Below are 21173 nucleotides of genomic sequence, written 5' to 3'. Positions count from 1 at the left end.
TCGGCGGGACCGCCTCCGGGCGGGGCGGCGCCTCAGCCCCAGTGAAAGGCCGCGGTGCGGACCGGCGCGTCCCACAGCGCCGTGCGCTCGGCGTCGAGGCGGGTCAGCGTGATCGAGGCGCCCGCCATCTCCAGCGAGGTGCAGTAGTTGCCGACCAGCGAGCGCGTGATCGTCAGGCCGTGCCCCTTCGCGACACGGGCGGCGGCGTCGTACAGGCCGTAGAGCTCCAGGAGCGGCGTGCCGCCCATGCCGTTCACGAGGAGCAGCACCTCCTCCCCCGAGGCGAGCTTCACGTCGTCGACGATCGCGCCGACGATCTCCTCGGCGATGGCGCTCGCCGTCATCATCGCGACGCGGCGCCGGCCGGGCTCGCCATGGATCCCGATGCCCATCTCCATCTCGTCCTCTGCGAGCGTGAAGGTGGGCAGCCCGGCGGCCGGAACGGTGCAGCTCGTCAGCGCGACGCCCATCGTGCCGGACGCCGCGTTGACGGCGTCGCCCAGTGCCTTCAGCGACGCGAGGTCGCCGCCGCGCTCGGCGGCCGCGCCGACGATCTTCTCCACGATCACCGTCGCCGCGACACCCCGCCGGCCCTGGCTGTGGGTCGATTCCTCGACCGCCTCGTCGTCATTGGTCAGCACCGTCTCGACCGGCCCGGACGCCATTTCGGCCGCCATCTCGAAGTTCATGACGTCACCGGCGTAGTTCTTGACGATCAGGAGGATGCCGGCGCCTCCATCGACCGCCTCCATCGCCGCGATCATCTGGTCCGGGGTCGGCGAGGTGAAGACCTGGCCGGGGCAGGCCGCGTCGAGCATCCCCATGCCGACGAACCCCGCGTGCATCGGCTCGTGCCCGGTGCCGCCGCCCGAAATCAGCGCGACCTTGCCGGCGCGCGGCGCGTCCTTGCGGGTGACGAACATCGGGTCGAGGTTCACGTTGACGATGTCCGCGTGCACCGCGCCGAACCCGGCGAGGCTTTCGGCCAGCAGCGTGTCGGGGCTGTTGATCAGTTTCTTCATGGGGTCCTCCTCGGGGGTCGTCCGCCCCGCGGCTTATTGCGGTTTCTGCGCGAGCGCGATCACCCGCTCGGCGAAGTCGCGGATCAGCTCCTCGACGTCGCGGCGGGTCGCGGGGTCGGAAAAATACGGCATCGGAATGCGAAGGACGTCCGCGTCGATCCGCGCCAGCTCCTCGATGGCGCCCGCCTGACCCGGGTGGGCGATGCGGTAGGCTTCGAGGAAGGCGCGCTTCTCCTCCGGCCCGAAGTGGCAGACGCGGAAGAGCGTCGGGATGTGCTGCGCGGGAAGCGGCACGCGGTAGGCCGGGTTCGTGACCTGGCTGATGAAGCTCTTGTGGGTGCCGATCGCCTCGGCGAGCTTCTGGCGCGTGCCCGAGGGCCGTCGCTCCAGCGCCGCCTTCAGGAGGCGCTTGTACTGGGCGACCGGGTCCGCGTCGGCCTCCTCGTCATCCACGGCCTGCCCCGTGGTCGGGTTGCCTCGTGCGCACTGGAGGCCGCCGCGTCGCGTCACGCATCGCCGCCGTCCTCCGGCGCGTTGGAGACCGAGGCGCGGATCGCCTGCTTCACCGCGCCCACCTCCGCCGGTGCCGCGCTGAAGACGCGCAGGCCCGTGGCGAGGAGCGCACCGGCGAGCGCCGGCGACGACGCCATGTCGCCGCACAGCGAGACCTCGACGCCCCGCGCCGCGCCCGCCGCGACGGTCCGCGCTATGAGCTCCAGGACGGCCGGGTTCAGCGGGTCGGCGAGCGAGGCGACGGCGGGATTGTCGCGCGCGCTCGCGGTCGCGTACTGGATGAGGTCGTTGGAGCCGATCGAGTAGAAGCCGGCATCGAACGTGCCCGCGGTCAGCGCCGCCGCCGGCACCTCGATCATCGTTCCGAGGATCGGCGTCGCGCAGGGCGTGCCGGCAGCTTCGAGCGCGGCGACTGCCTCGGCGAGCAGCGCCCGCACCCGTTCCAGCTCGTCCGGCACCGTCACCATCGGCACCATCACCTTCAGCGGGACGGGGGTCGTCGCGGCCGCCCGGGCGAGCGCGCGGAGCTGGGTGCGCAGGAGGTCCGGCCGGCCGAGCGACAGCCGCACGCCGCGCACACCCAGGAACGGGTTCGCCTCGCCGTCGAACGTCACGCCGGGGATCGGCTTGTCGCCGCCCGCGTCGAGGGTGCGGATCGTCACCGGCCGCCCGTCCGCCCACGCGAGGAGGCGGGCGTAGAAGGTGAACTGGGTGTCCTCGTCCGGCGCCCCGTCCGCGAACAGGAACTCGGTCCGGGTGAGGCCGACGCCGTCGCAGATCGCGGGGCCGATCAGGTCGAGGAGCGCCGGGTCGTCGATGTTGACCATCACCTTGACCGGCACGCCGTCGGCGGTGACGGCCGGGTCGGCCGCCCGCGCGTCCGCCGCGCTGCGCGCCGCGGCCCCGGCAGCGCGCCGCGCCTCCGCCTCGCCGAGGGTGACGGGCGCGGGGTTGGTGACGAGGGTGCCGTCGCTCGCGTCGAGGATCGCCGTCGCGCCCTCCAGCGTCTCGTCCGGCACCGTGTCGAGCCCGACGACGAGGTTCACCCCGCGTGCCTTCGCCAGGATCGAGACGTGGCTCGTCGGGCTCCCGCCGGTCGTGGCGACACCGGCGATGCGGGCGTGGTCCAGCGCCAGGAAGGAGGACGGCGTCATCTCCACGGCGAGGATGATGGCGCCGGCCGGCGTCGTACCACCTCCGCCCTCGCCGCCGGAGAGGGCGAGCAGTACGCGTGTCCTGAGGTCGGCGAGGTCGTCGGCGCGAGCGCTCAGCACCGGGTCGCCGTCCTCGCGGTACGCGGCGATCTCGGTGTCCATCGCCGCCGCCCACGCGTCGTGGGCGGGCGTTCCAAGGGCGATGGTCGCGGCGATCGGCTCGATGAGGTCCGGGTCGTCGAGGAGGGCGGCCTGGAACTCCAGGATGTCGCCCGCGAGCTCGTCCTCCGCTGCGAGCACGGCCTCGAGCGCCGCGGTGGCGGCGGCGAGGGCGGCGCGGAAGGCGCCCACCTCCTCCTGCGGCGTCGCGGCAGCCTCGCGCCGCGCGACCGCCACGCCCCTGAGGACGTGGAGGGGGCCGATCGCGACGCCGCCACACACGGCGGTGCCGCGGTGGACCGCCTCGCGCACGGCCTCCGCCGTCTCGCTAGGCATCGAAGTTGCGCTCCACCAGCGCGACCAGCGCCGCCACCGCGGCGTCCGCGTCCTCGCCGGAGGCGCGGATGTGGAGCGGGCTGCCGTGCGCGGCCTTCATCTTCATCACCGAGTTGGGCGACTTGGCGTTGGTCCACGTGGCGTCGGTGTCGGCGCGCACCTCCACGACGGCGCCGAACGTCTTGGCGAGCTTGGTCAGCTTCACGGCGGGGCGGGCGTGCAGGCCCGTCGGGTCGACGATCGTCGCCGCGCCCTCGATCCATTCGCCCATCGCGGACGCCGCTGCCGAACCGGTCATGCTCCAAAATCCTCTGCCGTCTGCCGCACTTCGTCGAGCGAGGAGCCGCCCGACGCCTCGGTCGCGGCCATCACCGCGCCCTCGACGACGGGCGCGTTCAGGATCGCGACGTGCGCGCCTTTGTCCTCGCCCAGCATCTCGATCGCCATCTCCGAGTTGGTCTCGGCGCCGCCGAGGTCCACGAGGACGGCGACGCCCTTCTCGGTCCAGACCTCCTCGATGGCGGCCATGATGGCGGCGACGTCGGTGCCGAGGCCGCCGTCGGCGGTGCCCCCGGCGCAGGCGACACGGACCTCCTCACCGACCATCTGGCGCACCATGTCCGCCGCGCCCTTCGCGACGTCCGCCGAGTGCGAGACGATCACGATCGAAACGTTGTCGCTCATGACTTCTCCAGCACCGCAGAAACCGCGTCGATCAACAGCGTCGAGGATCGTGCGCCGGGGTCGAGGTGCCCGGCGGAGCGCTCGCCGAGGAACGCCGCGCGGCCCTTCGTGGCGACCATGTCCCGCGTCGCCTCGAGGGCGGCCGCCGCGCTCTCGCGCGCGGTGCCGAGCGGCTCGGCCGGCCCGGCGCGCAGCGCATCGGCGACCGGGACCAGAACGTCGAGCATGGTCTTGGCGCCGACGTCGGACTTGCCGCGCTTCTTCACCGCGTCGACCGCCGCGTCGAGGAGCTCCACCACCTCGGCGAGCGTGGTCGGGGCCTCGTCGCGAACCTTCCCGGCCGCCATCAGCGCCGAGCCGTAGAGCGGCCCCGACGCGCCGCCGACCTTCATCACCAGCGTGGTGCCGGCCTTGGCGAGGGCCTTGCCGAAAGGGAGGGCCGTGATCTCGTCCGCCGCCGCGGCGACCGCGTCGAAGCCGCGGGCCATGTTGTGTCCGTGGTCGCCGTCGCCGATCGCCCGGTCGAGCTCGGAGAGTTCGTCGCGGTGGGTGGTGATGGTGTCGTGGGCGGCGGCGATGAGGGCGGCGATCAGGGCGGTGTCGCCGGCCGCCTCCGCCGGCGCCTCGGTCTCGGTACTCATGAAAGCCTCACTCCCGCGCTATCGAAGTACAGCGCCGCGCCGGGACGGACGGAGGCGACCACGGCCGTGCCGTGGGCAAAGTCCGCACGCGGTCCGACCAGCGCATGAACGTGCCGCCCCGCGATCTCGACGAGCGCAATCGTCTCTACACCAAAATGTTCGATGGTAAGTATCTGGCCGGTCACGCCGGTTCCGTTTGCCGCACCTTTGTGCAGGACGACGTCCTCCGGCCGGACGCCGACCGTCGCCGCGCCCGCCGGCGTTCCGCCGATCGCCAGCGTCCCCGGCGGCACGAGGTTGATCTGCGGGCTGCCGAGGCGCTGCGCGGCGTAGACGTCGGCGGGGGTCTCGTAGACGGCGCGCGGCGTGTCCACCTGCACCAGCCGGCCCGAGGCGAGGACGCCGATGCGGTCGGCGAGGGTCATCGCCTCGAGCTGGTCGTGGGTCACGTAGAGGATGGTCGCGCCGAGGTCGCGCTGGATGCGCTTCAGCTCCACCCTGAGGTCCTCGCGCAGCTTGGCGTCCAGCGAGGACAGCGGCTCGTCCATCAGGAAGAGGTTCGGCTCGCGAACCAGCGCCCGGCCGATGGAGACGCGCTGCATCTCGCCGCCCGACAGCGCCGTCACCCGGTTCCCGAGCTTGGATTCGATCCGCAGCAGCTCCGCGATCTCGGTGACGCGCCTGCGGATGGCGTCCGCGCTGACCCTGCGCCCGCCCGACGCCCGCCCCGGCGCCTTCAGCGGGAAGGCGAGGTTCTCGTAGACGGTGAGGTGCGGGTAGAGCGAGTACTGCTGGAAGACGAAGGCGACGTCCCGCTCGGCCGGGCCGAGGCGCGTGACGTCCTCGCCGGCGATGGTGACGCGTCCCTCCTCGGGCGTCTCTAGCCCTGCGAAGAGGCGCAGCGTGGTCGTCTTGCCCGCGCCCGTGGGGCCGAGCAGGACCACGAACTCGCCGTCCGCGACCTCGAGCGTCGCGTCGGCCACGGCGACCGTGTCGCCGAAGCGCTTCGTGGCGTTGTGGAGCGCGGCGGCGGTCATGCGGCCTCCATCTCGGCGGGCGCATCGAAGAGCGCGCTGGCGACGGCCCTGTCGCTGACCGGGTCGAAGACGATGAGCCGCTCGGCGTCGAACGCGAGGCCGACCGTCTCGCCGGCCGCCACGCGCACCGTGTTGGGCGTGCGCACGCGCAGCCTGCCGGCCTCGGTGTCGACGGTGACGAGCTGGCGGGCGCCCATGTACTCGACCGCGAAGACGCGGCCCCGGAGCGGCCCCTCGTCGGTGATGGCGATATGCTCCGGCCGCGCGCCGATGACCGCCTCCGGCCCGGCGAGCCCCTCGCGCACGGCCGGCATGGCGAGCGTCGCCCCGCCGACGCGGATCGACGTCGCCCCCACCGCGATCCGCCCCTCGGCGGGCAGGAAGTTCATGGACGGACTCCCCAGGAAGCCGGCGACGAAGCGTGTCGCGGGGCGGGCGTAGACCTCCATCGGCGGGCCGATCTGAAGCACCTCGCCCCGGTTCATGACGCAGATCCGGTCCGCCATCGCCATCGCCTCGATCTGGTCGTGGGTGACGTAGACGGTGGTGGCGCCGATCCGGTCGTGCAGCAGCCTAAGCTCCTCGCACATGGTCTCGCGGAACTCCGCGTCGAGCGCGCCGAGCGGCTCGTCCATCAGGAACGCCTTGGCGCGCCGCACGATCGCCCGGCCGAGCGCGACGCGCTGCCGGTCGCCGGCGGCAAGGCCCGAGACGCGGCGCTCGAGGATACCGTCGATCTGCAGCATCCTCGCCACCTCTTCGGTACGCGCGCGCACCTCGCGGCGGGGGAGGCGCTGGGTGCGCAGCGGAAAGGAGATGTTCTGCCGCACGTTCATGTGCGGGTAGAGCGCGAAGAGCTGGAAGACGAACGCGATGTCCCGCTGCGAGGCACGGTTGAAGGTCACGTCCTCGCCGTCGAGGAGGATGCGCCCCGAGGTCGGCAGCTCCAGTCCGGCGATCATCCGCAAGGTCGTGGTCTTGCCGCAGCCGGACGGGCCGAGCATCACGAAGAACTCGCCGTTCCGGATGGTGAAGGAGGACGAGCGGACCGCGGTGAAGTCCCCGAAGGCCTTGTGGACGTCCTGGAGGGCGATTTCGGCCATGTCAGCTCCTCTGCTCGGCGAGGCGGGGGATCGCGGCGATGGCGTCGAGCCAGTGGTGCCGCGTCGTGTCCCACACCGCCACCGTCGGGGCCGGGAAGGCGGGGTCGGCGAACCCGCCGATGGCGATGCCCACCTTGCCCGGAAGGTGCTCCCCCCGGAAGACGAGCGCCGAGCCGCAGGTCGGGCAGAACTCGTACGCGATCGTCCGTCCGCGCTCCGAGACGCGGGCGTAGCGCTGCGCCGTGCCGGTCACGGCGACGTCCGCCGCGTCCCACCATGCGAGGGTGCCGAACGGCGCGCCCGTGCGCCGCTGGCACGCGGTGCAGCTGCACATCGCGACGATCGCCGGCTCGCCCTTTGCCGTCGCCGAGAGCGCGCCGCAGCCGCAGCGGGCCGTTCGGGTGGCGGGGGCGGAAGCGGCGGTCATGGCCGGCACCGCGAGGCGGGAAGGGGCGTGCGCATGCTCATTCCGGGAAGTGACTGACGATGACGAAGCCGACGGTGCCGGCGAGGATCGTCGCGAAGGACCAGCCGTAGACCGAGAGCGAGAACGGCTGCATCAGCATCACGACGCCGACCGCGATGAGCACGGTGGCAAGGTTCTCCCACGGCCCGCGCCGGAACAGCCGCCGCTCCTCCGGCGGCACCTTGTAGTGCGCCATGGGCCGCTCGCCGGGCGTGGCGCCCGGCGGGTCGGTAAGGGTCGCCGCGGTGTGGTCGGGCGTCTTCATCGGCGGACCGCTCCGAAGGTGATGCCGCGCAGGAGCTGCTTCCTGAGGAGTACGGTGAACACAACCACCGGCACCAGGAAGAGCGTCGTCCCCGCCGCCACAGCCGGCCAGTCGAGCCCGCCTTCGCCGATGATGATCGGGATGAAGGGCGGCGCCGTCTGAGCCGTGCCGGACGTCAGCAGCAGCGCGAACGCGTACTCGTTCCACGCGAAGATGAGGCAGAAGATCGCCGTCGCGGCGATCCCGGCGCGCATCTGCGGCAGCACCACCTTCACGAACGCCTGGAAGCGCGTGTACCCGTCGACCACCGCCGCCTCCTCGTACTCGCGCGGGATCTCGTCGACGAACCCCTTCAGCAGCCAGACCGAGAGCGACAGGTTCACCGCCGTGTAGAGCAGGATCATGCCGAGGTGCGTGTCGTTGAGCCCCAGCTCGCGGTACATGAGGTAGATCGGGATCGCGACGGCGACCGGCGGCATCATCCGCGTCGACAGGATGAAGAAGAGGAGGTCGTCCTTCAGCGGCACCCTGAAGCGGGAGAACGCGTATGCCGCAAGGGTGCCGAGGAAGACCGCCAGGAAGGTCGACCCGAAACCGATGATCACCGAGTTCATGTACCGGCCCGCGAAGCGGGAGGGGCCGGTGATGATCATGTTCCGCTCGCGCACCAGCGCGTCGTACCAGGTCTTCGGCGGCCCCAGGCTCTCGATGTACTCCGGCGTCTGGCGCGAGCGGGTGGTGAAGAGGTTCACGTAGCCTTCCAGCGTCGGCTGGAAGATCACCTTCGGCGGGTAGGAGATCGAGTCCGGCGGCGACTTGAAGCTCGTCGCGACGATCCAGATCAGCGGGATCATCGTGATGAGCGCGTAGCCGATCACGAGGACCGCGGCGATGATCTTGCCCCGCGGCGTCGCGTCGACGACGGAGACGGCAGCGATGCTCATGGGTTCCTCCGCGCGGGGCGCTCTGCGGCGCCCGTCCGTCCGGCTGCCGGGCTCATTGCTTCACCCGGTTGAGCGCCTTGACGTAGATGTTGCCGAGACCGAAGACCGTGACGAAGAGGATCACCGCGAACGCGGACGCGTAGCCGGTTCGCCACTTCTCGAACGCCTCGCGCTTCAGGTTGATGGACGCGAGCTCCGTGGTGGACCCCGGCCCGCCGGACGTCAGCTCCACCACCATGTCGAACATCTTGAAGTTCTCGATGCCGCGGAACAGCACCGCCAGCATGAGGAAGGGCAGGATGCGGGGCAGGGTGATGTACCAGAAGGTCTGGAACGGACCGGCGCGGTCCACCTCCGCCGCCTCGTAGAGGTAATCGGGGATGGAGCGCAGCCCGGCGAGGCAGAGCAGCATGATGTAGGGCGTCCACATCCACGTATCGACGATGACGATCGCCCACGGCGCGAGCTTTACCGAACCGATCATGTCGATCGGGCCGAGGCCGGTGAAGAAGTCGACGATGTAGCTGAAGATGCCTGTCTGCGGCTGGTAGAGATAGGTCCAGAAGGTGCCGACGACGGCCGGCGAGAGCATCATCGGAATGAGGATGATCGTCGTCCAGACCGGCGCGCCCTTGAAGTTCTTGTTGACGAGGAGGGCGAGGCCGAGGCCGATCGCCACCTGGATCAGCATCGTCCAGACCACGAAGTGCGCCGTCGCCTGGAGGTAGGACCAGACGTCCTCCGACCCCAGGAGGCGTGCGTAGTTCTTCGTGCCGAGCCAGTTCACCTCCCGGCCCGGCTGGTTGGCGCGGAAGTTCGTGAACGACAGGTAGACGGTCCAGATCAGCGGGAAGATGTTGATCGCGAGGAGCAGGACGATCGACGGCGCGATGAAGAGCGTCGCGATCCACCGGTCCGAGAGGCCCCGGACGGCACGCGGCGGGCGGCGCCGCGCGGCGGATGCGGCCGGAACGCTCAGGCTATCGTCAACGTGGTCGGACATCGGCTCGCCGTTCGCAGAGGGAAAGGGGCCGGCGGTCGGGACCGCCGGCCGAGTCGCCCGAAGGCGTGCCGGCGGGAGGAGACCGGCGGGGCGGACCGCCGGCAGGGCGGCGGCCCGATCGGGAGGAGGGCGGCCCGGCGGGCCGGCCGCACCCTCAGAGCTTGCCGTCGTCCTCGAAGGAGACGGTCCAGTCCTCGATCAGCTTGTCGAGCGCTTCCTGCGCGGTGCCCTGGTCGGCGACCACGTAGTCGTGCATGCGCTTCTGCATCGCCAGCAGCAGCTCGGCGTAGATCGGCTCCTGCCAGAAGTCCTTCACGTTGCTCATCGCCTCGAGGAACTGGCCGGCGAACGGCGTCGACTCGGGGAAGGACGGGTCCTCGACCACCGCGTTGTGCACCGCGTAGCCGCCGAGCGACCACCACTTCTTCTGCACGTCCGGCTGGGCGAACCACTTGATGTACTCGAGCGCCTCGTCCTGCTTGTCGGAGTAGGCGACGACCGAGATGCCCTGGCCGCCGAGCACGGACGCCGCCACCTTCGCCGACGGGTTCACGAAGAAGCCGGACGTGTCGCCGCCCACGTTGGGGTCCTTGGCGATGCCGGGGAAGAAGGCGAAGAAGTTCATCTGCAGCGCCGTCTGGCCGGACTTGTAGGCGTCGAGGTCCTCGGTCATGTACGCGTCCGAGTGCCCCGGCGGGGTGCAGCACTCGTAGAGTTCCTTGTATTTCTCGAGGCCCGCGACCGCGTCAGGCGAGTTGACCGCGCCGTCCATGTCGTACTTGCCCGGCGTGTTCTCGTACTTGAAGCCGTAGGGGTAGAGCGCGTTCGTCACGCCCATCGTGATCCCCTCCGAGCCGCGCTCGGTGTAGATGGCGGCGCCGTAGCGCGTCTCGCCGTCGATCTCGCGGCCCTGGAAGAACCTGGCGACCTCGACCAGCTCGTCCCATGTCTTCGGCACGTCGAGCGGGCGTCCGACCTCGGCCTGGAACGCCTCGCGGATCTCCGGCCGCTCGAACCAGTCCTTGCGGTAGACCCAGCCGACGGCGTCGCCCATCGCGGGGAGGGCGTAGTAGTTGGTCGAGCCCTTCGGCCACGCCGCGTAGGCGTCCACCGCCGCCGGCAGGAAGTCATCCATCGTGATGCCTTCCTTGTCGAAGAAGTCGTTGAGCTTGACGTAGTGGCCGTACGTCGCGCCGCCGCCGATCCACTGGCTGTCGCCGATCATGAGGTCGCAGAGCTTGCCGCCGGAGTTCAGTTCGTTGAGCATGCGGTCGGCGAAGTTGGTCCACGGGACGAACTCGAAGTTCATCTTGACGCCGCTCTGGGCGGTGAAGTCCTTGGACAGCTCGACGAGGGCGTTGGCCGGGTCCCAGGCGGCCCAGCAGAGCGTCAGCTCCTTGTCCTGCGCCATGGCGGCAGGGGCGCAAAGAGCGGTGCCGGCCAGGAGCGCGGCAGCCATAGCGGCACGATGGATAGACATCATGGGCAATCCTCCTTCGGTGATCGGGCCGCCGTCCGAAGCGCGGACCCGTCGCGTTTCATCCCCTGTCCGCAGACGCTGACCCCTGTTTCGGCGGGGCTTCTGGTCGGCTGCGGAGCGCTGTCGTCGTCCGGTCCCCGTCACCGGGCCGGACTAAACTTTCTGTCGCTGAGGTTTAGTGGAAGTGAACTTTTCGGTCTTGTCAAGGCGTGCGTTCGGACACGATCTTGCGACCGGGCGCGAACCCGGCGGCGAACACGTTCACAGAAGGGTCCGAAGACCGGCCTCAGCGCACGAAGCAGGCGCCGTTCTGGCTCGACGCGAGGTCGTCGAAGTGCTGCTGCAGCAGCGGATCGTCCTCGACCACGCTCGCCGGGTAGTGATGGATGCCCGACTGCCGGCGTACGAAGAACGCGGCCCTCCAGGCGCCGAGCAGGCAGTCGTCCGCCGTGCGCAGCTCGATCCGGTGGCCCTGCAGCGCGCCGAGCCGGAAGCTGCCGACGTCGTTGTCCATCTCCGCGTGGAAGACGACCCGGCCGTTCTCGTAGAACCGCCAGCGCACCTCCTTCCAGGTGCACTCGCCGATCCGCGCCGGCTCGGTCCAGCGCCATTCGCGCCACGCCACCGGGCCGTGCTGGCCCCGCGCGGCGGTGGTGCCGGCGGTTCCGGCGTCGCTGAGGCGCCGCAGCAGCTTCTCGTGCGGGACATAGTGGTCGCGGTCGCGCGACAGGAAGGCGTGGTCCGGGTCGAGGCGCGCCTTGATGAGGCGCATGACCTCCTTGCGCCGGTCGCCCTTCTCCCCCGACATGATCGGGCGGAGCAGGAAGCCGGAGACGGTCGCAAGTATCGCCATGGTCGAAACGGTCCCGTACGAGGCTCCGCGCCGCCACTGTCGGCGAACGCGCGAGGCCGGATACTTGCGATTACCGTGGGCGGTGGAGACCGCCCCGAAAATCGCCCCGGCGATCGTCTCCGAAATCGCCACCGCCCGCAAGCAATCCCGCCGCCGGTCCCGCAGCGCCGGCTCGCCCGCCGCCGGACGCGCACCGCAAGGGGGAGGGCGGACCCCGTCTCTTGGCGGCGGGCGCGTTCGGCCCCAAAAGGGCGCTCCGACAGGCTGGGCACGCGCGGCAAGGGGAGCCGATGGAGACACTCTACGTCTATTTCGCCGAAGCGGCGCGGCAGGGCTCCATCCGCAAGGCGGCCGAGCGGCTCAACATCTCCGCCTCCTCGGTCAGCCGCCACATCGGCCGGCTCGAGCATACCCTCGGCGCCCCGCTGATCGAGCGGCGCACCCACGGCGTGAAGCTCACTCCCGCCGGCGACCTGCTCCTGCGCTTCATCGAGGACCACTCGCGCGAGCTCGCGCGGCTGCGCTCGGCCATCGACGAGCTGAAGCATCTGGAGCGGGGCCACGTCTCGATCTACACCGTCGAGGGAATGCTGGGCAGCGTGCTGCCCCAGGCGCTCACCCGCTTCTCCCGGAGCCACCCGAATCTCACCTACGAGGTGATCGTCGCCGGCACCGACAACGTCGTGCGCGCCGTCGCCGACGACCGCTGCGACATCGGCATCGCCTTCGAGCCGCAGCCGGTGCAGGGGATCGCCATGGTGGGGCGCATGAGCCAGCCCGTTCTCGCGGTGATGACCGCCCGCCACACGCTCGCGACGCGGCGGAGCCTCGCCCTCGCCGACCTCGTCGGCGTGCCGCTCGGCCTGCCGGACAAGAGCTTCGGCATCCGCCAGATCTTCGATCGCGCGCTCGGCCAGGCCGGCGGCCTCACGGTGCGCATGGAGACGAACTCCATCGACATGACGCGGCAGTTCGCGCTCGCGGGGATGGGCGTGACCTTCCTGCCGTTCTTCGCTTTCGAGCGGGAGGCGAAGGCGGGCGAACTCGTCGGCGTCGAGATCGACGACGCCGGATTCGCCTCGGCGATGGCGCAGCTCTGCATCCACGCCGAGCGCGACCTCACCTTCGCCGCGCGCCAGATGCTCACCGCCCTGCAGGACTCGTTCGCGCGCTGACGGATGGTGTTGCAGAATCTGCAACGCCCCGCGCCTCAAATAACCCTTCCGTAAAGCACTGGCGGTCGATAGCGTAATTTCTGAGCATGCACACGAATGGAGCGGTTCCTATGCGTCGAGCGTCCCTTCCGTCCCCGATCACTCGTCGCCTCGCGGCCGTTGCGCTCCTCGCAGCCACCGCTCTGACCGGCACCGCGTCGGCCGAGGCGGAGACCATCAAGGTCGGCGCGCCGCTCCCTCTCACCGGCGCCCTGTCGCCCGAAGGGCTGAAGCAGCAGCGCGGCTACGACCTGTGGGCCAAGACCGTGAACGCGGCCGGCGGCATCAAGGCGGGCGACACCACATACGACGTCGAGATCGTCTACGTGGACTACGAGTCGAACACCCCCCGCGCCGTGCAGTCGGCCGAGCGGCTGATCACCGAGGACGGCGTCAATTTCCTGTTCTCGCCGTTCGGTTCGGGCGCCGCGAAGGCCGCCTCCAGCGTGTCGGAGCGCTACCAGATCCCCACCATCGCCGCGACCGCATCCTCCGAGGCGGTCTACGACCAGGGGTACCAGTTCCTGTTCGGCACCTTCACGCCGAACTCGACCCTCACCACCCCGCTGACCGAGATCGTCACCAGCGCCGATCCGGACATCAAGACGATCGCGGTCTACGCGCGCAACGACCTCTTCCCCCTCGCCATCGCGCATGAGGCGGAGACGTCGGCCAAGGGGGCCGGCCTCGAGGTGCTCTCGTTCGACGAGTACGCCATCGGCACCATGGACCACGCCTCGGCGCTCACACTGATGCGCCAGCGCCAGCCGGACTGGGTGTTCGTGACCGGCTACATCAACGACCTCATCCTGATCCGCCGGCAGCTCGCCGACCTCGGTATCGCGCCGAAGGTGCTGACGATGATCGCCGGTCCCGCCTACAAGGAATTCACCGAGGCGACCGGCCCGCTCGCCGACAACGTCTCGAGCGCCGCCTGGTGGCACCCCGCCGTCGCCTACGACGGCGAGGACGTCTTCGGCACCACCGCCGACTACGTGAAGGCCTTCCAGGACGCCTACGGCGCGACGCCGGACTACGCCGAGGCCTCCGCCAGCGCCGCCGGCGCGATCCTCGGCCTCGCGATCGAGAAGGCCGGCAGCATCGAGCCGCAGGCCGTGCGCGACGCCCTCGCCGGCCTCGACGTCACCACCTTCTACGGCCCGGTGACGTTCGGCGAGACCGGACAGATCACCTCGCTGGAGCCGCCCGTCTTCCAGATCCAGGACGGCACGACGAAGGTCGTCTTCCCCGAGGCGGTGAAGCAGACCGACCTCGTCATTGGCGGTATCAAGTAACCACGCCGGACCTGTCGCACGCCCCATGCTCTACGCCCAGATCCTCGTCAACGGGCTCGTTCTCGGCGGGCTCTACGCCTGCATTGCCGTCGGCTTCAGCCTCGTCTGGGGCGTGCTCAACGTCATCAACATCCTGCACGGCTCGTTCGTCGTGCTCGGTTCGTACGTCGCCTATTTCGCCTACGTGCACCTCGGCCTGCACCCGTTCCTCTCGGTCTTCCTGTCGGGCGCGCTGCTCTTCGCGCTCGGCTATGCGGTCCAGGCCGGGCTCATCAACAAGGTGATCCGCGCCCCGGTCCTCACCACGCTGGTGCTGACCTTCGGGCTCGAGCTCATCCTCAACAACGGCGTGCTGCTCGCCTTCTCGGCGGACTACCGCACGGTGCAGCTCTCCAACCCGATGGGAAGCGTCGTCGTCGGCGGTATCGTCCTGCCGCTGGAGCGGGTGACGGCGACGCTGCTGGCCCTCGCCCTCACCGGGCTCCTCTACCTGATGCTGGTCAAGTCCCGCGTCGGGCGGGCCATCGTCGCGGTCCGCATGGACCCCGAGGCGGCCGCCCTCATGGGCGTGAAGGTCAAGAAGATCTACGCCATCACCTTCGGCGTCGGCGCGCTGATGGCGGGCGCGGCAGGATCGCTCCTGTCGGTCGTCTTCCCGATCTCCCCGCTCAACTCCACCGAGTTCCTCGGCATCGCCTTCGTGGTGTGCGTCCTCGGCGGCCTCGGATCCATCGCCGGCGCGATGGTGGGCGGGATTGCGCTCGGCGTGATCGAGAGCTTCGGCGCGCTCTTCATCGGTCCTGAGCACGGGCTCACCATCGCCTTCGTCCTCCTCATCCTCCTCCTGATCGTCCGCCCGACCGGGATCATGGGCCGTCGGGGCTACGAATGATGAACCGCGTCTGGACCGTCCTCACCGTCATCGCCATCGCGCTCGTCGCGGCGATGCCGGCGCTCGGCGACAACTATCTCCTGCGCCTCGGCACCATGGGCGCCATGTACGCCGTCCTGGCGCTCTCCTGGAACGTCATCGGCGGCTTCGCGGGTTATCCGTCGTTCGCGACCGCGGCGTTCTTCGGCCTCGGCGCCTACACCGGCGGCATCCTTCAGGGCGCGGGACTGCCGATGCCGCTCGCGTGGGGCGCGGCGTGCGTCGTCGCGGCCGCCTTCGCGGCGCTCCTCGGCCTTGCGATCCTGCACCTCAAGGGGCACTACTTCGCCATCGCGAGCCTCGTGGTGGGCGAGGTCCTGCTCGAGATCGCCACCTCCTGGACCAGCCTCACCGGCGGCGGCATGGGCCTCAACCTCCCCATCATCCGTATCTCCATCGACGCGCAGGCTCGGCTGTTCTTCTGGTCGATGCTGACCTTCGCCGTCCTCGCCCTGTTGATGAACTACCTCGTCGCGCGCCACCGGCTCGGCTTCGGCCTCGACTGCATCCGCCAGAACGAGGATGCCGCCTCGATGGTCGGCATCGACACCACGCGCTACAAGATCATCGCCTTCGCCCTCTCGGCGCTCTTCGTCGGCGGGGCGGGCGCGCTCTACGCCTCGTGGGTGTTCTACATCGAGCCGCCGGACGTCTTCGCCACGCTGACCTCGGTGAAACCCATCGTCATGGCGATGCTGGGCGGCGCGGGCACGGTGCTCGGCCCGGCCGTCGGCGCGGTGATCTTCCTCACCATGGAAGAGCTCGTCTGGCGCAACCTCCTGTCGATCCACGCGGCGGCCCTCGGGCTCCTCATCGTCGGCCTGATCTTCTTCCTGCCCGGCGGGCTCATCGGCCTTCTCACCGGCAGGCGCCGGCGCGCGGCGCCCAAGGCGAAGGGAGGCGCGGCATGAGCCCGATCCTGCAGCTTTCCGGCGTGTCGCAGCGCTTCGGCGGCCTCACCGCGCTCGACAATGTCGACCTCGCGGTGGAGCCCGGCGAGGTGGTCGGCCTGATCGGCCCCAACGGTGCCGGCAAGACCACGCTCGTCAACGTCGTCACCGGCGTCTACCGCGGCACCGGCGCGATCACCTTCGACGGGCAGCGGATCGAGACCCTGAAGCCCTTCCAGATCAGCCGTCTGGGCGTCGCGCGCACCTACCAGGTCGTCCAGCCCTTTCCGGAGATGACGGCGCTCCAGAACGTCACCGCCCCGGCCGTCTTCGCCCATCAGGGCGTGACGCTCGCCGAGGCGCGCGAAAAGGCGGCCGAGGCGCTCGACTTCGTCGGCCTCGGCGCGTCGGCCGACATGCGCGCCTCCGCGCTGACGCTCGCCGGCCGCAAGCGGCTGGAACTTGCCAAGAGCCTCGCCATGGAGCCCAAGGTGCTCCTGCTCGACGAGGTGAACGCCGGGCTCAATCCCGCCGAGATCGATGTCGCGGTGGACCTGATCCGCCGGATCGCCGCGCGCGGCGTCACCATCATCATCATCGAGCATCTGATGAAGGTCGTGATGAACCTTTGCACCCGCATCGTCGTCCTGCACCACGGCGCCAAGATCGCGGAGGGCACGCCCGGCGAGATCACCTCCGACCCGCGCGTCATCGAGGCCTACCTCGGCAACCGCTACGCCCGCCACGCCGCCCAGCGCGGCGGGGCCGGCCGGGGAGGGGCGGCCGATGTCTGATCCGACGCCGGTATCCGCGCCCGGCGGCGGCCCCGTGCCGTCCGCCGAACCGATCCTGAAGGTCGCCGGACTCGAGGCGGGCTACGGCGACATCCAGATTCTCTGGGGCGTCGACCTCGACGTGATGGCCGGCGAGATCGTCTGCCTCGTCGGCTCCAACGGCGCCGGCAAGACGACCCTCCTGAAGACCATTTCCGGCCTCGTCCCCGCCACCGCCGGTTCCGTCCGGCTCGACGGGGCGGAACTCGCGGGCGCCGCACCGGACGCCGTCCTCGCCGCCGGTATTGCCCACGTCCCGGAAGGGCGCCGCCTGTTCCGCACCATGAGCGTGCGCGACAACCTCTTGATGGGCGCCTACCTGCGCCCGCACGACGCCGACCTCGACGCCGATCTCGACCGCGTCATGACGATGTTCCCCCGCCTCGCCGAGCGTGCCCGCCAGGATGCCGGCACCCTGTCGGGCGGCGAGCAGCAGATGTGCGCGATCGGACGCGGCATCATGAGCCGCCCCAAGGTGCTGATGATCGACGAGCTGTCGCTCGGCCTCGCCCCGCGTGCCGTGGAGCTCCTCTCCGAGACGCTGGTGGAGGTCAACCGCGCCGGCACGACGATCCTCCTCATCGAACAGGACGTCATGACCGCGCTCGAGATCTCGGATCGCGGCTTCGTCCTCGACCGCGGGCGCGTCGTGATGTCCGGCACCCCCGACGTCCTCGCCGAGGCGCCGGAGGTGCGCGAGGCCTATATCGGCGCCTGACCCGCGCCGCCCCGCGCCTCATGGCGGCGGCCGTACCGCCGCCGGGCGCATCCCTGTTGGCGCCGTGCCGGCGCCCCATCCCAGTCGCGCCGGATGCGGCGCCTTAGGAGACCCACGATGTCAGACACCGTCGAGATGCCCGAGGGCGGCTACGCCTACATGCCGGGCGTCTTCCAGTATTCCTGCGGCGTCGGCGCGCTGCCCGGCTTCGAGATCCGCCGCGTGCGCTTCGACGCGCCGGTCCCGCTCGCGGACGGCTTCGAGCGCATCAAGGCGCACCTCGAGGGCGAGAGCCGGCCCCTCGCATCGTTCTGCGCCTGCGAGCTGCGCTCCCCCGGCCAGTTCTCCGAGGAGGGCTTCCGTGCCTTCAACGAGCTCTACTGCGGAACGCTCGAGGCCTGGGGGATCTACAAGGACGGCATCAACCCCGTCGCCCGCAGCAACGTGTGTCCGGAGCTGGGGGCGCCCGCGACCCCGAGCTTCCACGCCTTCTCCTACACGGTGCCGTCCGGCGTCGAGGGGACCTTCGTGATCGCCGGCAGCGGCGAGGTCCCCGAGGGCATGAACAACTACTTCGACCACGTCGTTGCCCGCGGCGACCAGAGCCCCGAGGGTATGCGCGCCAAGGCCCGCCACGTGCTCGGCGAGATGGAGCGGCGCATGGCGCCGTTCGGCAAGGGCTGGGCCGACACCACCGCGGCGCAGATCTACACCGTGTTCCCGATCCACTCCTTCCTCGCCGAGGAGCTCGTCGCTCGGGGCGCCGCCCGCCACGGCGCAACCTGGCACTTCGCCCGCCCGCCGATCGTGGCCCTCGACTACGAGATGGACACCCGCCGCGTCGTCGACGAGCGCGTCATCGTTTAGCACGAACGCGCTTCGGCGGCGTCGTTCGAGCGGGATACGCGTCCTTGCTCGATGAGCGACGGAGCGTCCCGAGTCCGGCCATGCCCGGGGCGCTCCGGCTCGCTGTTCCGGCGCCGCCGGTCACGGTGGGAGAGGCCGGGGGCCTCCGGCGGGCTCGGGACCCATCAGCGATCAGGCTCCCGCCCGGGATTGCGCGGGCGCCGCGCGAAAGAGGGGGAGAGAGTCGTGCCTGTCCGGTTGCGGGCGGTCAGCCTCCGGCGCTCGCCTCGACGACGCCGGCGGCCTCGAGGCTGTGGCACGTGGCCTCGTCGTAGCCGAGCACGTCCCGCAAGACGTCGAAGCTGTGCTCGCCGAGAAGGGGCGGGGGAAGGCGCGGCTCCAGACCCTCCCCGTCGAAGCGGATGGGGCCCTTCACCATCCGCAGCCGCCCTGCCGACGGGTGATCCATCGCCGCGACCAGCCCGCGCGCGGCGACGTGCTCCTGCTCCAGCGCCTCGCCGACGTCGAGGATCGGCGCGTTGGGCACGTCGAACGCGTCGAGCCGCTCCAGCCAATGCTCCGTGGTCGCGGTGCGCATGCGCGCCTCGATCAGCCCCTCCAGCGCCTCGCGGTGGGCGAGGCGCTGCGTGTACTCGGCGAAGCGCGGGTCCGCGAGGAGCTCCGGCATGTCGAGGCACCGGGCGAACGACTTCCAGAACCCCTCGGTGAGACAGGCGACGATGACGTGCCCGTCCGCCGTCGGGAACGCCCCGTAGGGAACGATGCTGGCGTGCTTCGTCCCGACCGCCTTCGGCGGCGCGCCGGACACGAAGTAGATCTGCGACAGGTACCCCAGCATGCCGATGAGGCTGTCCAGCATCGCCACGTCCAGCCGCTTCCCGCGCCCGGTCACCGACCGCTCGTGGAGGGCCGCGAGGACGCCGAAGACGCAGAAGATGCTGCCCGCCATGTCCCCCATCGGCAGGCCCAGCCGGTTGGGCGCCGCGCCCGGCTCGCTGTTGACGCTCATCAGGCCGGACAGCGCCTGGGTGACGATGTCGAACGCCGGCTTGCCGGCGAGCGGACTCCCTGCGCCGAACCCGGAGATCGAGCAGTAGATCAGCTCCGGATGATCCGCCGAAAGGACGTCGTAGCCGAGCCCGAGCCGGTCCATCACGCCGGGGCGGAAGTTCTCGATGACGATGTCGGAGGAGGCGGCCAGCGCCTTCGCGATCTCCTTGCCCTTCTCCGTCTTGAGGTTGAGCGCGATGCTCCGCTTGTTGCGGTTGAGCGCGATGAAATAGTGGCTCAGCGGCCCCTGCATCGGCGGAAAGGCGCGCACGTCGTCCCCCTTGCCGACCTCCTCGATCTTGACGACGTCGGCGCCGAGATCGGCGAGGACCATCGTCGCGTAGGGCCCGGACAGGATGCGCGAGAAGTCGAGCACCCGGATCCCGGCGAGCGGCCCGGCGCGCGCTTCCGTGTGGTTGGTCATTCCTTCCCCCCGGTTCCTGTTCGTTTCATGATGACGGAGGCGTCCGCGACCGGCTCGCCGCCGGCCGAAATCGCCGCCTCCAGGAAGATCAGCGAGCGCGTGACCTTCGTGAGCCGTCCCTCGCCCACGAGGAGGTCGCCGAGGCGGCCGGCGCCGAGGAAACGCGTCGTCATCGAGATCGTCACGATCGACCGTTCCCTGGTGCGCCACACAGCCTCCAGCGTGGCCGTCTGGTCGAGGAGCGTCATCAGCGTGCCGCCGTGGACGATGCCGAGGACGTTGGTGTGCATCGGCTCGACCACGAGGCCGTAGCGCCACCCGTCGCCGTTGCGCTGCGACAGCAGCGGCCCCAGCCGCCCGATCAGGCCGGGAAACTCCATCGCCTTCCACCCCTCGGGCGGCACCGGCCGGTCCATCAGCGGCCCACCGGCGTGCGCTCGCCCTGCCGCGCCGCGAGGTCGTCGCGAAGCTCCAGCAGCGCATTGGCGAGCCTGCCCAGCCCGACCTTGTCCACTCGCTCCTTGATGCCGATGGCGACGATCGAGTGCGCCATCCGCCCGCCCGCATCGAACACCGGCACCGCGACCACCGTCACGCCGGAGATGTAGTTGCCCCGGTCCACCGCGTAGCCGCTGCGCCTCGCCTCCTCGACCTCCTCGCGCCAGGTGTCGAAGGTCGGTGGAACGTCCCATTTCTGCCGGTCGAACATCCCCTTCAGCGTCTTGCGGTCGACGTCCGTGAACGCGGCGACGCAGCGGCCGGTGGCGCTCGTCAGCGTCGGAAAGCGGCTGCCGAGCTCCACGTGCAGCCGGAACGCCATCCGCGCCTCGGACAGCGCCACGACCACCATGTGCTGCATCTCGAGAAGGGTCGTCGCGACGCAGGTCGTGTCGAACCGCGCCGCGATGTCGTCGAGCCCGGCCTGCACCAGCGTCGCGAACGTGTTCTTGCGCAGCGCCGCATTGGCGATCGGCAGGATCCCGACGTCGATCGAATAGCCGCGCCGCCGCGCGTCCGAGGACACGAAGCCTTCCTCCTGCAGCACCCGCAGAATGTGCAGGCACGTACTTGGCACCATGTCGAGCTCGCGCGCCAGCTCGTTCACGCCCAGCGGCTCGTCCGCCCGGGCCAGCCGGCGCAGAATCGCGATCGCGCGGGTCACCGCGGGCACCTGGCGCCGCCTCACGTCGTTGTCGGTCTTCGTCAAAGCACCCTCGTCACGGCTATTCGTTGTATCTGTACAATAATCATTGTGTATTGACAATGATTGGTTCCGTTTTTAATTCTCCCA

General features: G+C 70.3%; 24 protein-coding genes. 7 read left to right on the top strand and 17 right to left on the bottom strand.

Annotated features, from left to right (window positions below; genetic code table 11):
• Window positions 1-32: 32 nt before the first annotated feature.
• The 14 genes from dhaK to DLJ53_RS13940 form a co-directional block, all read right to left on the bottom strand.
• Window positions 33-1022 carry a dihydroxyacetone kinase subunit DhaK gene (dhaK, locus tag DLJ53_RS14005; protein WP_111346084.1) on the bottom strand — a complete coding sequence of 330 codons (990 nt, stop codon included), beginning with the start codon at window positions 1020-1022 and terminating at the stop codon, window positions 33-35.
• A 33-nt stretch (window positions 1023-1055) separates the two neighbouring features.
• The gene (locus DLJ53_RS14000; RefSeq protein WP_111346083.1) at window positions 1056-1475 is read right to left on the bottom strand and encodes a hypothetical protein; all 420 of its coding nucleotides are present in this window, start codon (window positions 1473-1475) and stop codon (window positions 1056-1058) included.
• 53 nt (window positions 1476-1528) lie between these two features.
• Window positions 1529-3184: a putative PEP-binding protein gene (locus DLJ53_RS13995; protein WP_111346081.1), complete on the bottom strand. Its 1656-nt coding sequence runs from the start codon at window positions 3182-3184 to the stop codon at window positions 1529-1531.
• Window positions 3177-3482, bottom strand: coding sequence for an HPr family phosphocarrier protein (locus tag DLJ53_RS13990; protein WP_202913130.1), 306 nt, complete (start codon window positions 3480-3482; stop codon window positions 3177-3179). The genes DLJ53_RS13995 and DLJ53_RS13990 overlap by 8 nt, the downstream gene beginning before the upstream one ends.
• On the bottom strand, window positions 3479-3868 hold the full coding sequence (dhaM, locus tag DLJ53_RS13985; protein WP_111346079.1) for a dihydroxyacetone kinase phosphoryl donor subunit DhaM: 390 nt from the start codon (window positions 3866-3868) through the stop codon (window positions 3479-3481). The genes DLJ53_RS13990 and dhaM overlap by 4 nt, the downstream gene beginning before the upstream one ends.
• Window positions 3865-4509, bottom strand: coding sequence for a dihydroxyacetone kinase subunit DhaL (gene dhaL, locus DLJ53_RS13980; protein WP_111346077.1), 645 nt, complete (start codon window positions 4507-4509; stop codon window positions 3865-3867). The genes dhaM and dhaL overlap by 4 nt, the downstream gene beginning before the upstream one ends.
• Window positions 4506-5546, bottom strand: a complete 1041-nt coding sequence (locus tag DLJ53_RS13975) for an ABC transporter ATP-binding protein (protein ID WP_111346075.1) — start codon at window positions 5544-5546, stop codon at window positions 4506-4508. Before DLJ53_RS13975 ends, dhaL begins: the two co-directional genes overlap by 4 nt.
• A complete protein-coding gene (locus DLJ53_RS13970; RefSeq protein ID WP_111346073.1) occupies window positions 5543-6649 on the bottom strand; it encodes an ABC transporter ATP-binding protein in 1107 nt (368 codons plus the stop codon). Before DLJ53_RS13970 ends, DLJ53_RS13975 begins: the two co-directional genes overlap by 4 nt.
• Before the next feature lies 1 nt (window position 6650).
• Entirely contained in the window at window positions 6651-7076 is a 426-nt protein-coding gene (locus DLJ53_RS13965) for a GFA family protein (protein ID WP_146619950.1), read from the bottom strand.
• Window positions 7077-7113: 37 nt separating this feature from the next.
• Complete coding sequence (locus DLJ53_RS13960) at window positions 7114-7311, bottom strand: hypothetical protein (RefSeq protein WP_111346320.1); 198 nt, start codon at window positions 7309-7311, stop codon at window positions 7114-7116.
• Between the two features lie 65 nt (window positions 7312-7376).
• On the bottom strand, window positions 7377-8324 hold the full coding sequence (locus DLJ53_RS13955; RefSeq protein WP_111346070.1) for a carbohydrate ABC transporter permease: 948 nt from the start codon (window positions 8322-8324) through the stop codon (window positions 7377-7379).
• A gap of 52 nt (window positions 8325-8376) precedes the next feature.
• A complete protein-coding gene (locus tag DLJ53_RS13950; RefSeq protein WP_111346068.1) occupies window positions 8377-9327 on the bottom strand; it encodes a carbohydrate ABC transporter permease in 951 nt (316 codons plus the stop codon).
• 154 nt (window positions 9328-9481) lie between these two features.
• Window positions 9482-10810 (bottom strand): ABC transporter substrate-binding protein, encoded by a 1329-nt coding sequence (locus tag DLJ53_RS13945; RefSeq protein WP_211100588.1) that lies wholly within the window; start codon window positions 10808-10810, stop codon window positions 9482-9484.
• A 283-nt stretch (window positions 10811-11093) separates the two neighbouring features.
• Complete coding sequence (locus tag DLJ53_RS13940) at window positions 11094-11660, bottom strand: hypothetical protein (protein ID WP_111346066.1); 567 nt, start codon at window positions 11658-11660, stop codon at window positions 11094-11096.
• A 290-nt stretch (window positions 11661-11950) separates the two neighbouring features.
• Here DLJ53_RS13940 and DLJ53_RS13935 point away from each other — a divergent pair, with 290 nt between their 5' ends.
• From DLJ53_RS13935 to cnbZ, 7 genes are all read left to right on the top strand, one after another.
• On the top strand, window positions 11951-12835 hold the full coding sequence (locus DLJ53_RS13935) for a LysR family transcriptional regulator (protein ID WP_111346064.1): 885 nt from the start codon (window positions 11951-11953) through the stop codon (window positions 12833-12835).
• Between the two features lie 110 nt (window positions 12836-12945).
• On the top strand, window positions 12946-14169 hold the full coding sequence (locus DLJ53_RS13930; RefSeq protein ID WP_111346063.1) for an amino acid ABC transporter substrate-binding protein: 1224 nt from the start codon (window positions 12946-12948) through the stop codon (window positions 14167-14169).
• A gap of 25 nt (window positions 14170-14194) precedes the next feature.
• Complete coding sequence (locus DLJ53_RS13925) at window positions 14195-15061, top strand: branched-chain amino acid ABC transporter permease (RefSeq protein ID WP_111346061.1); 867 nt, start codon at window positions 14195-14197, stop codon at window positions 15059-15061.
• Window positions 15058-16011, top strand: a complete 954-nt coding sequence (locus tag DLJ53_RS13920; RefSeq protein WP_202913129.1) for a branched-chain amino acid ABC transporter permease — start codon at window positions 15058-15060, stop codon at window positions 16009-16011. The genes DLJ53_RS13925 and DLJ53_RS13920 overlap by 4 nt, the downstream gene beginning before the upstream one ends.
• Window positions 16008-16784, top strand: coding sequence for an ABC transporter ATP-binding protein (locus DLJ53_RS13915; protein ID WP_111346057.1), 777 nt, complete (start codon window positions 16008-16010; stop codon window positions 16782-16784). Before DLJ53_RS13920 ends, DLJ53_RS13915 begins: the two co-directional genes overlap by 4 nt.
• On the top strand, window positions 16777-17541 hold the full coding sequence (locus DLJ53_RS13910) for an ABC transporter ATP-binding protein (protein ID WP_111346056.1): 765 nt from the start codon (window positions 16777-16779) through the stop codon (window positions 17539-17541). Before DLJ53_RS13915 ends, DLJ53_RS13910 begins: the two co-directional genes overlap by 8 nt.
• Window positions 17542-17658: 117 nt before the next feature.
• Window positions 17659-18408 (top strand): 2-amino-5-chloromuconate deaminase CnbZ, encoded by a 750-nt coding sequence (cnbZ, locus tag DLJ53_RS13905; RefSeq protein ID WP_111346054.1) that lies wholly within the window; start codon window positions 17659-17661, stop codon window positions 18406-18408.
• A gap of 247 nt (window positions 18409-18655) precedes the next feature.
• Here the strand turns inward: cnbZ and DLJ53_RS13900 are convergent, their stop codons facing one another.
• Genes DLJ53_RS13900 through DLJ53_RS13890 form a run of 3 tightly spaced genes read right to left on the bottom strand, consistent with a single transcriptional unit; the run spans window position 18656 to window position 21089 of the window.
• Window positions 18656-19882, bottom strand: coding sequence for a CaiB/BaiF CoA transferase family protein (locus tag DLJ53_RS13900; RefSeq protein WP_111346053.1), 1227 nt, complete (start codon window positions 19880-19882; stop codon window positions 18656-18658).
• Complete coding sequence (locus DLJ53_RS13895) at window positions 19879-20298, bottom strand: PaaI family thioesterase (RefSeq protein WP_111346051.1); 420 nt, start codon at window positions 20296-20298, stop codon at window positions 19879-19881. Before DLJ53_RS13895 ends, DLJ53_RS13900 begins: the two co-directional genes overlap by 4 nt.
• Window positions 20298-21089, bottom strand: a complete 792-nt coding sequence (locus DLJ53_RS13890; RefSeq protein ID WP_111346050.1) for an IclR family transcriptional regulator — start codon at window positions 21087-21089, stop codon at window positions 20298-20300. The genes DLJ53_RS13895 and DLJ53_RS13890 overlap by 1 nt, the downstream gene beginning before the upstream one ends.
• Window positions 21090-21173: the final 84 nt, after the last annotated feature.

Source organism: Acuticoccus sediminis, assembly GCF_003258595.1.
GTDB lineage: Bacteria > Pseudomonadota > Alphaproteobacteria > Rhizobiales > Amorphaceae > Acuticoccus > Acuticoccus sediminis.
The sequence above is the reverse complement of the archived record's forward strand: the minus strand, read 5'-3'. Positions and strand labels throughout refer to the sequence as shown.

Bases quoted from the DNA above. Each gene is read 5' to 3' on its own strand.
- DLJ53_RS13915 (WP_111346057.1), top strand. From the start codon at position 16,008: ATGAGCCCGATCCTGCAGCTTTCCGGCGTGTCGCAGCGCTTCGGCGGC.
- DLJ53_RS13910 (WP_111346056.1), top strand. From the start codon at position 16,777: ATGTCTGATCCGACGCCGGTATCCGCGCCCGGCGGCGGCCCCGTGCCG.
- DLJ53_RS13990 (WP_202913130.1), bottom strand. From the start codon at position 3,482: ATGACCGGTTCGGCAGCGGCGTCCGCGATGGGCGAATGGATCGAGGGC.
- DLJ53_RS13920 (WP_202913129.1), top strand. From the start codon at position 15,058: ATGATGAACCGCGTCTGGACCGTCCTCACCGTCATCGCCATCGCGCTC.
- DLJ53_RS13995 (WP_111346081.1), bottom strand. From the start codon at position 3,184: ATGCCTAGCGAGACGGCGGAGGCCGTGCGCGAGGCGGTCCACCGCGGC.
- dhaM (WP_111346079.1), bottom strand. From the start codon at position 3,868: ATGAGCGACAACGTTTCGATCGTGATCGTCTCGCACTCGGCGGACGTC.
- DLJ53_RS13960 (WP_111346320.1), bottom strand. From the start codon at position 7,311: ATGGCGCACTACAAGGTGCCGCCGGAGGAGCGGCGGCTGTTCCGGCGC.
- DLJ53_RS13900 (WP_111346053.1), bottom strand. From the start codon at position 19,882: ATGACCAACCACACGGAAGCGCGCGCCGGGCCGCTCGCCGGGATCCGG.
- DLJ53_RS13965 (WP_146619950.1), bottom strand. From the start codon at position 7,076: ATGACCGCCGCTTCCGCCCCCGCCACCCGAACGGCCCGCTGCGGCTGC.
- dhaK (WP_111346084.1), bottom strand. From the start codon at position 1,022: ATGAAGAAACTGATCAACAGCCCCGACACGCTGCTGGCCGAAAGCCTC.
- DLJ53_RS13955 (WP_111346070.1), bottom strand. From the start codon at position 8,324: ATGAGCATCGCTGCCGTCTCCGTCGTCGACGCGACGCCGCGGGGCAAG.
- dhaL (WP_111346077.1), bottom strand. From the start codon at position 4,509: ATGAGTACCGAGACCGAGGCGCCGGCGGAGGCGGCCGGCGACACCGCC.
- DLJ53_RS13950 (WP_111346068.1), bottom strand. From the start codon at position 9,327: ATGTCCGACCACGTTGACGATAGCCTGAGCGTTCCGGCCGCATCCGCC.
- DLJ53_RS13895 (WP_111346051.1), bottom strand. From the start codon at position 20,298: ATGGACCGGCCGGTGCCGCCCGAGGGGTGGAAGGCGATGGAGTTTCCC.
- DLJ53_RS13935 (WP_111346064.1), top strand. From the start codon at position 11,951: ATGGAGACACTCTACGTCTATTTCGCCGAAGCGGCGCGGCAGGGCTCC.
- DLJ53_RS13945 (WP_211100588.1), bottom strand. From the start codon at position 10,810: ATGATGTCTATCCATCGTGCCGCTATGGCTGCCGCGCTCCTGGCCGGC.
- cnbZ (WP_111346054.1), top strand. From the start codon at position 17,659: ATGTCAGACACCGTCGAGATGCCCGAGGGCGGCTACGCCTACATGCCG.
- DLJ53_RS13925 (WP_111346061.1), top strand. From the start codon at position 14,195: ATGCTCTACGCCCAGATCCTCGTCAACGGGCTCGTTCTCGGCGGGCTC.
- DLJ53_RS13930 (WP_111346063.1), top strand. From the start codon at position 12,946: ATGCGTCGAGCGTCCCTTCCGTCCCCGATCACTCGTCGCCTCGCGGCC.
- DLJ53_RS13940 (WP_111346066.1), bottom strand. From the start codon at position 11,660: ATGGCGATACTTGCGACCGTCTCCGGCTTCCTGCTCCGCCCGATCATG.
- DLJ53_RS13975 (WP_111346075.1), bottom strand. From the start codon at position 5,546: ATGACCGCCGCCGCGCTCCACAACGCCACGAAGCGCTTCGGCGACACG.
- DLJ53_RS13970 (WP_111346073.1), bottom strand. From the start codon at position 6,649: ATGGCCGAAATCGCCCTCCAGGACGTCCACAAGGCCTTCGGGGACTTC.